This is a genomic window from Corynebacterium sp. MSK122, from assembly GCF_030229435.2.
Lineage (GTDB): Bacteria > Actinomycetota > Actinomycetes > Mycobacteriales > Mycobacteriaceae > Corynebacterium > Corynebacterium marquesiae.
The window spans coordinates 21,054-35,453 of the sequence record NZ_JASPHV020000024.1 but is presented as its reverse complement, the minus strand read 5'-3'; the positions used below and the strand labels follow the sequence as shown (position 1 = coordinate 35,453).

At 60.4% G+C, this 14,400-nt stretch carries 12 protein-coding genes and 1 pseudogene; 5 read left to right on the top strand and 8 right to left on the bottom strand.

Translation table 11 applies throughout. The features are described from left to right. From QP934_RS09795 to QP934_RS09780, 4 genes and pseudogenes are all read right to left on the bottom strand, one after another. Positions 1–806 (bottom strand): annotated as a pseudogene (locus tag QP934_RS09795) (hypothetical protein); the annotation flags it as partial. A gap of 33 nt (positions 807–839) precedes the next feature. After that, entirely contained in the window at positions 840–1,076 is a 237-nt protein-coding gene (locus tag QP934_RS09790) for a hypothetical protein (RefSeq protein ID WP_419127426.1), read from the bottom strand. Positions 1,077–1,592: 516 nt separating this feature from the next. Further along, positions 1,593–2,273 carry a hypothetical protein gene (locus QP934_RS09785; RefSeq protein ID WP_005324183.1) on the bottom strand — a complete coding sequence of 227 codons (681 nt, stop codon included), beginning with the start codon at positions 2,271–2,273 and terminating at the stop codon, positions 1,593–1,595. 252 nt (positions 2,274–2,525) lie between these two features. Continuing rightward, the gene (locus tag QP934_RS09780) at positions 2,526–4,358 is read right to left on the bottom strand and encodes an AMP-dependent synthetase/ligase (RefSeq protein WP_284791398.1); all 1,833 of its coding nucleotides are present in this window, start codon (positions 4,356–4,358) and stop codon (positions 2,526–2,528) included. A gap of 94 nt (positions 4,359–4,452) precedes the next feature. Here QP934_RS09780 and malQ point away from each other — a divergent pair, with 94 nt between their 5' ends. Continuing rightward, positions 4,453–6,576, top strand: coding sequence for a 4-alpha-glucanotransferase (gene malQ / locus QP934_RS09775; RefSeq protein ID WP_419127425.1), 2,124 nt, complete (start codon positions 4,453–4,455; stop codon positions 6,574–6,576). Between the two features lie 37 nt (positions 6,577–6,613). Here the strand turns inward: malQ and QP934_RS09770 are convergent, their stop codons facing one another. Together QP934_RS09770 and QP934_RS09765 are read right to left on the bottom strand one after the other, a co-directional pair. Beyond that, positions 6,614–6,853, bottom strand: a complete 240-nt coding sequence (locus QP934_RS09770; protein WP_198491887.1) for a hypothetical protein — start codon at positions 6,851–6,853, stop codon at positions 6,614–6,616. Further along, positions 6,846–7,061, bottom strand: a complete 216-nt coding sequence (locus QP934_RS09765) for a hypothetical protein (RefSeq protein ID WP_049378525.1) — start codon at positions 7,059–7,061, stop codon at positions 6,846–6,848. Before QP934_RS09765 ends, QP934_RS09770 begins: the two co-directional genes overlap by 8 nt. A gap of 38 nt (positions 7,062–7,099) precedes the next feature. Here QP934_RS09765 and QP934_RS09760 point away from each other — a divergent pair, with 38 nt between their 5' ends. Then, complete coding sequence (locus QP934_RS09760; RefSeq protein ID WP_419127424.1) at positions 7,100–8,398, top strand: carboxylesterase family protein; 1,299 nt, start codon at positions 7,100–7,102, stop codon at positions 8,396–8,398. On the opposite strand, the gene idi is transcribed toward QP934_RS09760, so the two are convergent. After that, positions 8,399–8,935: an isopentenyl-diphosphate Delta-isomerase gene (gene idi / locus QP934_RS09755; RefSeq protein ID WP_419127423.1), complete on the bottom strand. Its 537-nt coding sequence runs from the start codon at positions 8,933–8,935 to the stop codon at positions 8,399–8,401. Then, on the bottom strand, positions 8,932–9,480 hold the full coding sequence (locus QP934_RS09750) for a hypothetical protein (RefSeq protein WP_049378522.1): 549 nt from the start codon (positions 9,478–9,480) through the stop codon (positions 8,932–8,934). The genes idi and QP934_RS09750 overlap by 4 nt, the downstream gene beginning before the upstream one ends. A 189-nt stretch (positions 9,481–9,669) precedes the next feature. Between QP934_RS09750 and QP934_RS09745 the strand changes: the two genes are divergently transcribed. From QP934_RS09745 to brnQ, 3 genes are all read left to right on the top strand, one after another. After that, positions 9,670–11,580 (top strand): ABC transporter ATP-binding protein, encoded by a 1,911-nt coding sequence (locus tag QP934_RS09745; protein ID WP_419127422.1) that lies wholly within the window; start codon positions 9,670–9,672, stop codon positions 11,578–11,580. Between the two features lie 52 nt (positions 11,581–11,632). After that, positions 11,633–12,763, top strand: a complete 1,131-nt coding sequence (locus QP934_RS09740) for a MalY/PatB family protein (protein WP_419127421.1) — start codon at positions 11,633–11,635, stop codon at positions 12,761–12,763. A gap of 202 nt (positions 12,764–12,965) precedes the next feature. Continuing rightward, positions 12,966–14,366 carry a branched-chain amino acid transport system II carrier protein gene (gene brnQ, locus QP934_RS09735; protein ID WP_419127420.1) on the top strand — a complete coding sequence of 467 codons (1,401 nt, stop codon included), beginning with the start codon at positions 12,966–12,968 and terminating at the stop codon, positions 14,364–14,366. The last annotated feature ends 34 nt before the right edge of the window (positions 14,367–14,400 follow it).

Sequence of the window (14,400 nt, the reverse complement as noted above, 5' to 3'; positions counted from 1 at the left end):
AGATGTGTATAAGAGACAGGGCCTGGAACAACTGCGGCTTCGGTAGTGGAAGGCTCGGTGGATTCCTCAGAGGTCGGCTCTTCGGTGGCCGCTTCTTCTGCAGAGGTCTCCTCAGTAGAGGTCTCTTCTGCGGACTCGGCCGGGGTGGTCTCTGCAGAGGAAGCATCCTCAGAAGCCGGAGCCTCGGAAGTGGTCTCTTCAGAAGTAGCTTCCTCGGAAGTGATCTCCTCGGAGGAAGGCTCCTCAGAAGGCTGGCCCTTGGTCTTCTTGCCGTTGAGCATATCGGAGCACAGCTGGCCAGCCGGGGCGTTCACGGCCGCGAGATCGGAGGCTGCGGTGGAGATGTTATTCAGGGAGTCTTCGATGCTCTTCTGCTGGTCCTTGCTCAGCTTCAGGTCGCCAGCAACACCCGCGCCAGGAACCAGGCCTGCGATGGTAACGGCTGCATTGAAGAGCTTCAGGATTACCGTGGTGCCCTTGCCAAAGACACCGTCGGCGAACTTGAGCAGGCCGGAGACGGTCTTCTTAGCGCCATCCGGGTTGTTCATATCAACGTCGGCATCGGCGTTATCGATGCGGCCGATGGCCATGCCCTGAGCGCGGAAGAGAGCCCAGGTCACGGTCTTGTCCTTCTCGCTTTCCTTGACCAGCTTGGCAATGCCGTCCCAGGTCTTGCCGGAAATCTTGTCAATGAAATCGGACGGAACCAAGTCACCGACAACCGGGATGATCTCCCAGACGGTCTTGAGGATCTTTTCGCCGCCATCGTAGAAGGCCTTAGCCAGTGCAAGCTTGAGGTCGAGCATGTTGCCTTCCTTTTCAGGGGCATCAGTTTCCTCTCAGACGAGCTTGTCCTTCTGCTCATCCTTGACCACCTTGACATTGACGTCGCCGTTGGAGGCCTCGGTCTGTGCAAGTTCCTCGAGGGTGCTCGGCTTTGCAGACTCCTCAGAAGCCGGAGCCTCAGCGGTCTCCTCCGCGCCGTCTACGGCGTACGGGGTGATGGACTCGGCGGTATCTTCTTCCGCGTCGAGTTCTTCCATCGTCTTATCGCCGGCGTTGTTTTCCTCCAGCAAGTTGCCGTCTTCATCGAATTCGATGCCGTTGAGGTTTACGGTATCGTCGGTGGTCTTTTCCTCGACGAAGGTGGTGTGTCAGCCGCGACGGCGGTAGGCACAACAGTTATGGAAGAGAAGGTGGCTGCGGCCACTGCGCTGGCAATAAGGCGAGAAGTTCGGCGTGCGCCCATGGGTTAACTCTCTGTAGATTTGGTTAAAAATGAACGTGCGCACGCCGCGTGTGGATGGTGCTAGGTCACGTCGTTCGCATGGACGGGGAATTCCATACAGCGCGTTGAGAGTATTTTCTACTTAGATTTTAAGGTTGATCCAGCAACAATACCGCTGGATACACAACCCAACCCACTGAACAGGCATAACAGAAATAATATGGAACGGCCGTTAACCTAAAATTTCCCTAAATGCTTCCCCGAATTGGGGCACCCTAGCGCAGAAAACTTCAACGGCCACCGAGAGAGGGAATCTCGGTGGCCGTGAACATCCCCTTGCGTGAAACAAGGAAGTCTATGTGGTTTATGCAGTTGTAGCCCGGCGGGCCGCCTCGCGCTTAGCGCGGACCTTTTCCACCACCGCGGCAACCCGGGCGCGCTCTTCTAGGAACTGCGGTGGGTTATGCCCGCGCATAGTGCGCACATAGGCCGGGTGGGTATCCAGCACCGTGTGCTTCCACGCTTGGACCGCAATGAGGGCGGACTCGCCGGTGCGCTTGTACAAGTGCGGCAGCGAGACCATGTCGAGGTTGCGGGCCACGGCGTCGGTTTGCGCAAGCACGTACTCGACTACCTCGCGGAGGTAATCCGCCACGGCCTGGGTGCGAGAGCGCAGGGACTCGGCCAGCTCGTGCACCACGATGGGCTTAGAGATGGGGAATCGCTCGTCCAATAGGCGCGGGGTAAGTTGTTCCGGCTCTTCCACGTCGTTCACGCCGGAAGAAGCGGCGGAAATGGTGCCGGAGCGCACGCCGGAGACCAGGGCTTGGCGCAGGCCCATCAGCTCGCCTACACAACGGCCGGAGTCAACGCGGGCGTCTTCAACGATATCGCCTAGCTCAGCCAGGCAATCCATGCACAACTCTTCGTCCCAATCCTCGATGGCTTCAATGAGGTGCTCGAGGTACTCTGCGACTTCGTCGCCGATATTGTAAATCTCTTGCGTAAGCTCGCGGTGGCGCAGCTCGGCGGCGATTTTGTGCATTGGCTTCGAGCCACTCCTTCCACGGTCTCATTTCTAACCTCTAGTAGAGGTTGAGGTTTGCTGTAACGCCTCATGACTTTATGCGAGATCCGCCGCCGCAAGCGCGCGACACTCCGAAGCCATTCACAGGTTTATGGCAGGTTCGCCCGCACTGGGGTGAGGATGGTGGGGTGAGCTGCAGAAGGGGGCGTCGGCAAGCAGGGCATAAAGAAACACCCGAGGGGATTCCCTCGGGTGTACCCGTCGCGCAGCCTAGCGCTTGTACAGGTGCTCGATGGCCGCGGCGTAGCGCTGCGAAACCACGTTGCGCTTGACCTTCATGGTGGGGGTCAGCTCGTTTTCTTCCTCGGTAAGGTCAGATTCGAGGATGTAGAACTTCTTGATGCCCTCCGCATGGGAGACGGTGGCATTGACCTGGTTGATGGCATCCTGCAGCTCCGCGCGCAGGGTCGGATCGGTGGCCAGCTCGCGCATGGAGCGATTCTCCGGAATATTGTGGTCTAGCTTCCAGCGCTTCAAAATATCCGGATCCAGGGTCAGCAGCACGCCAACGAAGGGCTTGCCATCGCCTACCACCATGGCCTGGGAGATAAGCGGGTGCCCGCGCAGGATATCCTCCATCGGGCCAGGCGAGACATTCTTGCCGCCGGCCGTGACAATGAGGTCCTTCTTGCGGCCGGTGATAACAAGCTTGCCGTCTTCATCAATCTCGCCCAAGTCGCCGGTGTTGTACCAGCCATCCTCGAGGGCCTCGGCCGTGGCTTCCGGATTATTCCAGTAACCGTGGAAGACGATATCTCCCTTGATGCAGATTTCGCCCTCATCATTGATGCGGAAGGTCACGCCACCCATCGGCGGGCCAACGGTGCCGATGGACTGATCCACAAAGTCCACCGCGGCCGCGGCGGCAACCTCGGTCAAGCCATAGCCCTCATAGACCGGGATGCCGATACCGCGGTACCAATGCAGCAGGTCATGGCCCATGGCCGAGCCACCGGTAATGCAGTAGCTCACGTTGCCACCCACGCCATTGCGGATGGTGGAGTACACCAGCTTGTCAAAGACCTTGTGCTTGGCTTTCAGCAGGCGGTCCGGGCCCTCCGGCTTATCCAAAGCCTTGGAGTACTCGATGGCGATCTTCTCGGACTGCTCAAAGAGCAGGGTCTTGATGCCAGAATCAGCCGCCTTAGCAGCAGCAGAATTGCGCACCTTTTCAAAGACGCGTGGCACACCCAAAATGACGTTCGGGCGGGAGCGGGCAAACTCGATGGAAATGGTGGAAAAGTCTGACCAGTGGTTCTGGGAGGCACCGCGCATGGCCACCGCAATGGATACCGCGCGGGCAAAGACGTGCGCCAGCGGCAGGAAGGTCAGGGTATGGCTGCCTGGGACGGCAAAGATACCAATGGGATTGGTGCACAGACCGCGGGTCTGGGCTAGCCAGTTGCGGTGGGTGAGGATGCAACCCTTGGGGCGTCCGGTAGTACCCGAGGTATAGACCAAGGAAGCCAGATCATCGGTGGAGGTGGCCTTGATGCGGGCGTAGACCTCCTCGGCAGCCACGCCGCGGCCCTCGAACTTGAGGGTGTCAATAGCAGAGGAGTTGATTTCTAGGACGCGGCGCAGCTGGGAGGGAGAACCCTTGAGATTGGGCTCGCCGTCTTCTTGCAAGACCAGGTTTTCTACCAATTCGGAGTGCTCGCGGGTTTCGGTAATGGCGAGCACGGCACCGGAGTCTTCAATAATCCAGCGCACCTGGGAGGCAGAAGAGGAGGGATAGACCGGCACAGAGGCGGCACCGGCGGCCCAGATGGCAAAGTCCAGCAGGGACCACTCATAGCGGGTAGCAGAGATAAGAGCGACGCGGTCCCCCTGCTGCACGCCTAGGGCGATAAGTCCCTGGGCTACTTCAAAGACCTCATCGATAAATTCTTTGCCCGTGACATTAACCCACTCGTAGTTAGCCGGGCGGGTGAACATGACCCCATTAGGGCGCTTCTTCGCGGTGTCCATCAGGGCGGTCAGGCAGGTTTCGCCCGGCTCGATAGTAAATTGGGCTGGGGTGTGGACTTCTTGCAGGGTCACGCGGTGTCCTTTCGAACAGCTAATTATTAATCTCCGCCTACTGTACCAATCTGTTCCCCAGCGGGCGCGTTGCACCCGTGGCACAATGTGGCCTGTGACTACCCGCGCCTTGCTTGAAGAACTTGCCCAGCGCCACGGTGTGGCCACCAGCTATACCTCCCAGTCTGGTTTCCCCGTCCACGTCGCTGACGACACTATTGCCTATACCCTGCGCGCCTTGGGCGTGGCCATCGATGACAATCCGGACGATGCGGCGCTAACGCAGCTGCTTTACGACGACTACCTGGACCGCTCCTCCCAGCCCCTACCCCACTGCGTTGTCGCGCCCCAAGGCCAAGAGCGCGGTTTCGTGGTCCACGTGCACGCGGGCGATGCCGCCAACGTACACATTGAGTTGGAGGAAGGAGGCACCCGCGAGGTCTACCAGGATCCCAATGATGCCCCGGACGCGAACGTCGATGGCACGATTTGGGGCGAGGCGAGCTTCCACATCCCCGGCGATCTGCCCATGGGATACCACGAGCTGGTGTTGGAGTCCGGGGGCATCGGCAAGCATGCTTGCCCGCTGATTATCACCCCGGCGCGCCTTTCTACGGCCGATGAGTTTGTGGAGCGCCCCATTAGCGGCGTGATGGCGCAGCTGTATTCGGTGCGCTCGGAGTCTTCTTGGGGAATAGGTGATTTCCAGGATTTGGGGCAGCTAGCTGAAACACTCGCACCGCACGCGGATTTCTTGCTGGTCAACCCGCTACATGCCGCCGAACCGCTACCACCGGTCGAGGACTCGCCGTACCTGCCCACCACGCGGCGCTTTATCAACCCGCTCTACTTGCACATCGAGTCCATCCCGGAGCTCAAGCTCCTACCGGAGGACTTACAGGATGATGTGCGCGAGCTGGCGGAGGAGTTTCGCCAGCGCAACCGCAGCGCCGAAGAAATAGAGCGCGACACCATTTTTGAGGCCAAACTGCAGGTGCTGCGCGAGCTCTTTAACTACCAGCCATCCCCGGAGCGCGAAGAGGCCTTCGTGCGCTACGCCCGCGAGGAGGGCCGTGGCCTGCGCGATTTCGCGTATTGGTGCGCGCAACAAGACGCCGCCGCGCAGTCGGGCCAGCGCCATGCCGAAGGCCTAGACATGGACAAGCTCACGCGCTTTTATTCCTGGCTGCAGTTCCTGTGCGATGAGCAGCTGGCCGCCGCGCAGCAGCGCGCACTCGATGCCGGCATGCGCCTGGGCCTGGTCACCGACCTTGCCGTAGGTGTGCACCCGGGCGGCGCCGATGCCGTAAACCTCACAGAGTATTTGGCGCCGCAGTGCTCGGTAGGCGCCCCGCCGGATGACTATAACCAGCAGGGCCAGGATTGGTCGCAGCCACCTTGGCACCCGCAGCGCCTGGCCGCCACGGGCTATGCACCGTGGCGCGAGATGCTCTCCACCGTGCTGCGCCATGCCGGCGGAGTGCGCGTGGACCACATCTTGGGCCTTTTCCGCCTGTACTGGATTCCGCGCATGGCCAGCCCGCTGACGGGCACCTATGTCTCCTATGATTTTGAGGCCATGGTGGGCATCTTGGCACTAGAAGCGCAGCGCGCCGGTGCGGTGGTCATCGGTGAGGACCTCGGCACCGTCGAGCCGTGGGTACAAGATGTGCTCGCGCAGAAGGCGGTGCTGGGTACCTCCATCGTGTGGTTTGAACGCGACGATGATAACTACTCCCCGCTGCCACAAGAAAAGTACCGCAAGCTGGCGCTGTCCTCGGTCAATACGCACGATCTGCCACCGACCTTGGCGTACCTGCGCGGCGATCATATCTCGCTCCGCGCGCGCTTAGGCGTGCTGACCCGCTCGGTGGAGGACGAGCAGCGCGATGACATCGAGTGGCAGGCCCGTGTACTCGGCACCGTGGCGGATCGCGGCCTCTTGCCGCAGCGCGATTACCTCGTAGATCCAGATGAGCGCGCTTCTCGCGGCGCGGAGGAGGATATAAGCGTAGCGCTGCATCGCTATATCGCAGGTACACCTTCGGCTCTCGCGTGCACCAGCTTGGTGGACATGGTGGGTGATGTGCGCGCACAAAATCAGCCAGGTACCACGAACGATCTTTATCCCAATTGGTGCGTGCCGCTATGTGATACCAACGGCGCTCCCCTGCTCATTGAGGATCTTCCTAGGCTGGAATTCTTCCAGCGCTTAGCAGCCACCAGCCGGAAGGCCTAACGCTGGGCCTAGGCGCTGGTGCGGCGGTGGAGCGGGTTTAGGTCCATAGGCCGATGAGGGCGACGACGATGACCAGCGCGATCATCGTCCACAGTGTGAGAGAGACGCGGGATTTGGGCAGGGCACGCTTGCGCTTTACGGGCTGTGCACCTGGCGTAGCCGCCGAGGCGGATGACTGGCCGGCGCGCTTTGCTTCGGGGTCCCACAGGCCCTCGCGGGGGTTAGCGCGCAGCTCAGCGCGCTCTTGTCGTGCGCGCTCGTTATTTTCCTCAGCCATGGTGGTCTACTTTAGTGCTGCGGCTGCGCCGCTGGGAAATCATGCGTTTGCCTCGGTTGGCTACGTAATCGACACCCCACATCAGGCACCACGCTACGACCACCATGAGTGGCACGGCGATGGCCACCACGATGACCATTTGAATCCACACGGGCGCTTGCACCAACAATTGCGATAGCGTGCTGCCCAAGCTCGTCAACCACTCCATGGCTACTTATCCTACTTGCTCGCGGTAGTCTGGCTGACATGTCAAGCGCCCAGATTCCTGTTACCGTCGCCACCGCTTCCGGCCAGATCACCGGCGTGCGCCGCGATGGCCTGCACTATTTCCATTCGGTGCGCTATAGCACCATCCCCAGCCCCTACTCGCCTGCCGAGCCGCTCCAAGGCACTCGCGACCAGGATGCCCGCGAGCCGCACCCAGAAGATATCGCTTTGTCCATTACCACTCCTGCCGATGCCAACGACTGCCCCGTCGTGGTCTATATTCATGGCGGTCGCTTCGAGCACGGCTCGCACGAGGATCCACGGCTTTCAGGAACGAAGAATGCCCGCCACGGGGTAATCCAGGTCAACGTGGGTTACCGGGTGGGCTTGACCGGCTTTGCGCGCTTCGACGGCGACGAGGCGGACCGCTACCACGGCATCGATGATTGCCTCTTGGCCTTGGAGTGGCTACAGGACAATATCGAGGCCTTTGGTGGCGATAAGACCAATATCACTTTGGTGGGCCAATCCGCCGGGGCGGCGATAAGCCTGTGGCTCGCACGCCGCGATCACTTCCGGGGCGGTTTCCGCCGCGTGCTGGCGCTCTCGCCGGCCTTCCCGCGCGGCCGCTTTGAGCACCGCGTCACCGACCTGCACAAGGCCCTCGGCGTGCCGGTAACGCGCGAGGCTTTAGAAAAAATGGACCCGGAATCGCTGGCCAAGGGGTATGCCAAATTCCGCAAGAAATATCGCTTCGATGTCGCCTTGGGCCCTGCGCCACTGCGCGCCGAAGAATTGGCGGATATCCCTATCGTGGTGACGTCTGCCCGCGATGAGTTCTATGACATGCCCCTAGCCCAGCGCATTGACAAAATGGCGCTGGCGGGCTTTATTACCAGCTACCTTTCACCCAAGTTTGGGATTTCGCAGGAGCGCTTCAAGCAGTGGCGACAATTGGCGCACTACGTGGACCCGCAGCGGCCGATGGGCCGACTCATCGGTGATGCCGCAGTGCGCCGTTGGACCGCCCAGGTGGCTGCGCATTCCCCGGGCCCGACGTGGATGATGGAGTTTACGCGCACCGATTCCCCTGCGGTGCATTGTGCGGAATTGGGCCCGCTGTTTGGCGGAAGCGGGAACGAGGCCGGCGAGGATACCCCCGCCGAAGAGCTCAACGAGTGGCTACGCCATTTTGCCACCACCGGTGAACCCGGATTCCCCCGCTACGGCGATGACCACCAGGTGCTGGAATTTGACCTGGATACGGGCGAGCGCCGCCTAGCCTATGCCACCTTGGACTACGTGGCCGCAGCCTTCTACAACGACGACGAGCTTTAATTACAGCGCAGCACGTAGCTTTTCGTCCGCTAGCTCATCAATCATCCACGGGCTAAAGACGCCAGGCATGGCATCGGCGGCGGCGAAGAGCCGATCCGGCTCGACCCACTGGTAGGAATCTACTTCTTCGGGGTTGGGCTCCCAGGCGGCGTCGGCAGCAAGCTCGACGGCATATACCGGGCAGATTTCATTTTCTACCGTGCCCGAGGAATCCACCGCGCGATAAGAAAAGTCCGGCAGGATAAGCTGCGGGGTAGACAGGTCTTCAGGCGCAATGCCCAACTCAAAGGTAGCGCGGCGCAGCACCGCATCCGTATTCTCCTCGCCAGGAGCGGGGTGGCCGCAGAAGGCATTGGTCCACACCCCGGGCCAGGTGAGCTTACCCAGCGCGCGGCGGGTGACCAGCACCTTGCCGCCGCAGGTCAACCAGGCGGAGAAAGCAAAGTGCAGCGGGGTATCGGTGGTATGAACTTCGGCCTTGGGAGCGGTGCCGATGGGTTCACCCGCGGCAGAGGCCAAGACTACAAGTTCCGTCATAGATTAAGGTCTCCTACCCAGGTCACGTTGCCAATGTGCAAGCGAGCATTCCACAGGTTGCCGGGCGTCACGTCAAAGCGGTACTGCAGGTTTACCGAGGCGCCCGCGCCCAACGGGTGATCGAGCCCCGGTGGCTCCACGTCTGGGGCAGATTCCTTGTCATAGGGCAAGGAGTTGATCTTGGCCCAGCCGCCGTTGCCGTCGGCACGCTCAAGGGTGGGATCTTCAAAGGCGTCGACCGGCAAGGGCACGTCGTTTTCATTCTTCAGCAGGATGGTCACCACGGAGCCACCGGAGTTGTTATCGGAATACACTCCCTGTAGTTCCCAGCTCACGCCCAAGCCCTTATCCTTTACTGGCTCGGCAAGATTAGAGGTGATCTCTTTATCATCGATGTCCTTGGCCTCGTACGGGGCCTCTTCGGAGCTGGAGACGGTGATATTGTCCCCCAGCCCGGTTTCTTCCGGCTGGAGAACGCTACATCCGGTCAGGGTCACGGCGAGTACGCTGACCACGCCCGCGCCGAGTGTGTGGGAAATTTTCACCGTGGATGGATCCTTTGCACGCGAAGATTGTTGTATTTCTGCACAAGTACCTTAGCCTAAACTTCCCTGAACTTAAGTATTTACGCTCGTTAACGCCGCATGTGGCATACTGGGCAGTCGCTTAAATCTCTCCCCCCTTTCCCTAATTCCGCGCACTAACCGCCGTTTCGAAGTGAGTGTGGTCTACTTATGAATTCCATTTTGCGCATTACCCGCAGTGCCTCTGCCCTGTGGCCCTTTTATCTAGGCGTGCTGCTGACCGCCACGATCACTGCGGTCGTTGCACTGGTCTCGCCATTTTTGACGCGCGAAGCCACCGATACCATCGTGGGCGCCCTGCAGAACGACGCCCCACTGGGCGATGCGCTGCGCACGGTGCTGTTGCTGGCAGTGGCGCTTTTTCTTGCCGACGCCGCCAATGCCCTCTTCCGCAATATCGGCGGCTACATCGGCGATGTCATGGTCTCGCGCCTGCGCGAGATTTTGTCCACGCGTTACTTTGCCAAGCTGCTGGCCCTCCCGCAAGGCTATTACGATAACCAGGTCACCGGCACGATCATCGCCCGGCTGGATCGCTCGATTGCCAATATCACGCAGTTCGTGCAGTCCTTTGCCAATAACTTCTTCACGATGATCATCCAGACCCTCGCGGTGCTGGCCATTACCGCGTGGTATTACTGGCCGCTGGCCGTCCTGCTCGCGCTGCTCTTTCCGGTCTATATGTGGCTTACCGCGCTGACCTCGAAGCGCTGGCAGAAGTTTGAGGCGGTCAAAAACGAAAATATCGACCTCGCCAACGGCCGCTTCGCCGAGGTCATCGGACAGGTCAAGGTGGCTAAGTCCTTCGTGAGCGAGACCCGCGAGCTCTCCCACTTTGCTCAGCGTTACCGTACCGTGGTCGATACCACCAAGCCACAATCGCGCTGGTGGCACATGATGGATACCTTCCGTGGCCTGGCCATGGCTGTTATCTTCCTGGGGATCTACGGCGTGATCTTCTGGCGCACGCTCGAGGGGTATTTCTCCTTGGGCGATATGGTCATGTTGCTGCAGATGGTCTCCAGTGCGAAGCAGCCGGTCTTTATGATGAGCTGGATTGTCGATACCGCCCAGCGCGCCATCGCCGGTTCCAAGGACTACTTCAAAGTCATGGAAGAAGAGCTCGAGCCCACGGCCCCGCGCGAATTGGTTGCTGCCACCACCGGTTCGCATACTCCGCAGCTCGACCTCACCCCGGTACGCCCGCTGGAGCCCACCCCCGGCGCGCCGGTGTTTTCCTTTGAGCACGTCTCCTTCGCCTACGAGGAGGGCAAGCCCGTGGTGGAGGATATTTCCTTTGCGGCCGCTGAGGGCCATAAGGTAGCGCTCGTGGGCGAGTCCGGCGGTGGCAAGTCCACGTTGGTCAACCTCCTGCTAGGCCTTTACCATCCCTCGGCCGGGCACCTCGATGTGCTGGGCCACCGGGTAGACGATCTCACTGCCTCGCGCCTGCGCGCCTCGGTAGGCGTGGTCTTCCAGGAGTCTTATCTCTTCTCCGGCACCATTCGCGAAAATATCGCCTACGGCAAGCCGGGTGCCACGGAGGAGGAAATCATAGACGTCGCCAAGCGAGCCAATGCCCATGAGTTTATCCAGGCTTTCCCGGATGGCTATGACACCGTTATTGGCGAGCGCGGCCTCAAACTTTCCGGTGGACAAAAGCAGCGCGTCTCCGTTGCCCGCGCCATGCTTAAAGACGCGCCCATCTTGGTGCTGGATGAGGCTACTTCGGCGCTAGACACCAAGTCCGAGCGCGCCGTGCAGGCCGGCCTAGATGAGTTGATGAAGGACCGCACCACGCTCATTATTGCCCACCGCCTATCCACCATTGCGGATGTGGATACCATCATCACCCTGGATCGCGGCCGCATTGATGAGATGGGCTCGCCGGCCGAGCTGGCGCAATCCGGTGGCATTTATGCCGAGCTGCTCAAGCTCACCCAATCCACCTCGGCCGCGGACCGCCGCCGGTTGAAGAAGTATGGTTTTGTCTCCGGCTCTGCCTCCGAATCCGAAGACGCGGAGGAGGACTCCCGCTGGGCCGACAACGCAGATGAATAAAAGCGCATGAAAGCGCTGGGGTGGCCGCGGGCTTCGCGTTATGGTTATGGCCATGGAGTTTCCTAGCCTAGAAGAGTTGCAAGCCCGCGGAACCCGCAAGTGGACCGTCTTCGAAGAAGACGTGCTGCCGCTCTGGATTGCGGAATCCGACTTCCCCACCGCGCCCGCCATAAAGAAGGCGCTGGAAGACTTGGTGGATAAGGAAACCTTCGGCTATACCCCAGCACCTAAGGCCTCGGGGCTGCGCGAGGCTGTGGCTGATTTTTATGACGCTCGCTATGGTTGGCGCCCCAACTCGGAACATATTTTCTGGATCGGCGATGTTGTGCGCGGCCTATTGCTCGGCGTACAGTACTTCACCCGCAAGGACTCCCCCGTGATTGTGCCGGTTCCCTCCTACCCACCGCTTTTGGAGCTACCACGCACCGCTGGCCGCGAAAAGATCGAGACCAGCCTAGAGCTGGATGATATTGAGCGCGCCTTCCAGGCGGGCGCGGGCTCTATTTTGCTGGCCAATCCCTATAATCCGCTCGGCCGTGTGTTGGCCGAGGACTACCTCACCAGCCTGGTAGAACTGGCAGAGAAATATGATGCGCGCATCCTGGCCGATGAAATCCATGCCCCGCTGGTCTATGAGGGGCGGCATATCCCGGTGGCGTCGCTTAGCGCGGCGGCCGCGGAGCGCACCATCACGGTAACCGCCACCTCCAAGGCCTTTAATACTGCCGGGCTGAAGTGCGCGCAGATCATTTTCTCCAACACGGCCGATGTACACACGTGGAATGGCCTTACAGGCGTGGCCAAGGATGGCACGGGCACCTTAGGCGTGCTTGCTGCGGAGACTGCCTACCGCGAGTGCGGCGACTTCCTCGATGAAGAAATAGCGTACCTGCGGCAGACCCGCGATTGGTTGGTGGAGGAGCTGCCTCAGCGCATCCCCGGCTTAAAGACCAGCAAGCCGGACGCCACCTACCTGCTGTGGTTGGATTTTGCCGATACCGCTATCGGCGGCAACCCGCAGCCGGCCAAGTGGTTGCGGGAGAATGCGAAGGTAGCGCTTAATGAAGGCGACACCTTTGGCACCGGCGGCCCGGGCCATGCGCGGTTGAATTTCTCTACCTCACGCGAGATCTTAGAAGAGGCACTCGACCGCATGGAGCGTGCCTTCGCGGCTCTCGATTAATCTGGCGCGGCTGGGGCAACCATGTAGCCTGCATCACCCCCACACTTTGATTTCTCACCATGTGGGCAGTAATGTCTCATTACACGAACAGGCGCGACCCGCCACCTCGGACCGCGAGGACGATCCTCACCCCGCCACCACCCCTCGGCGGAACGGGAGCCTCATCGCATACTAGCTGTACATGGAAAATTAAGGAGCCACAATGGCTACCCCAGTTGCGTCACGCACCTCTAAGCCCGGCGCCACCATCGTAATTGCGTCGCTGATGCTGTTTTCGATGTTCTTCGGCGCCGGCAACCTCATCTTCCCGCCCATGGTGGGCGTTTCGGCCGGCACCAATTTTTGGCCCGCTGTCCTCGGCTTCCTCGCCGCCGGCGTGCTCCTTCCGGTCCTAGCCATTGTCGCCGTCTCCATTTCTGGCCGCTCCGTGCGCGACCTGAGCTCCAACGGCGGCGCGCTTTTCGGCCTCGTTTTTTCTGTGATGGCCTACCTTGCCATCGGCGCCTTTTACGCCCTGCCGCGCACCGGCGCCGTTTCTATGGAAACCGCCATCACCCCACTGCTGGGCTGGGAAGGAACCATGGCCAATGGCATCTTCAATGTGGTCTTTTTCCTCATCGCCCTAGCGCTGTCCTGGAAGCCGAATTCCATTATCGATACCTTGGGTAAATTCCTCACCCCGGCTTTGGTGGCGCTGTTGGTTATCCTCATCGCCTTGGCAGCTTTCAACAATCCCCGCGATCCCCAGACCCCTACCACGGACTATGCTTCTTCCCCCATGGTCACCGGCCTTTTTGAGGGCTATAACACCATGGATGCCATTGCGGGCTTGGCCTTTTCCATCGTGATTGTTGGCTCTTTGCGCTCCAAGGGGTTTAAGACCAAAAAGTCCTTGGTTAACGGCACTATCACCGCCGCGCTCGTTGCTGGCGCTTTGCTGGCCGCTATCTATCTGGGCTTGGCGTGGGTAGGCCAAACCATTCCTAATGGCCAGTCCTATGAGTCAGGAGCGCCCCTGCTTGCCGACGCCGCAAATCTCACCATGGGCACCATCGGCCAAGCCGTTTTTTCTGCCATCGTCATCTTGGCCTGCATGACCACCGCGGTGGGCCTTATCACCTCCACCTCAGCCTTCTTCGAAATGCTTGTGCCCAAGGTGAAGTACCACGTCTGGGCCTGCCTCTTTACCGCACTGTCCATCCTCTTTGCCTTCCAAGGCCTAGATACAGTGCTCTCCATTGCGGTTCCATTCATTACCTTCCTGTACCCGCCGGCTATCTCCCTTATCGCTCTCACCCTGATCCAGCCGGTGGTGAAAAAGTCCGTTGTCTTCTACTGGACCTACCGCCTGGCGCTGTGGGCATCGGTGCTGTGGTCGGCTCTGTCCGTCATCGCCGCCCAGGGCTGGGGCGCCGACGCGCTCAATCCCCTCTTGAGCCTGGCACCTGGCCAGTCCGTGGACTTGGGCTGGATTGTTCCTACCGCCATCGCGGCAGTCGTCGGCCTGGTTGTCGATATCACCACCAAGGCCGGCGAGAAGCACGCCGCTGCCAACCCACCGGCGGCAGAGCCGGCGGAGGCCGATGCCCTCGCTGAGGCTTAGTCTCTTAGTCCTACCTTACCCCTCCCCTCCGCAC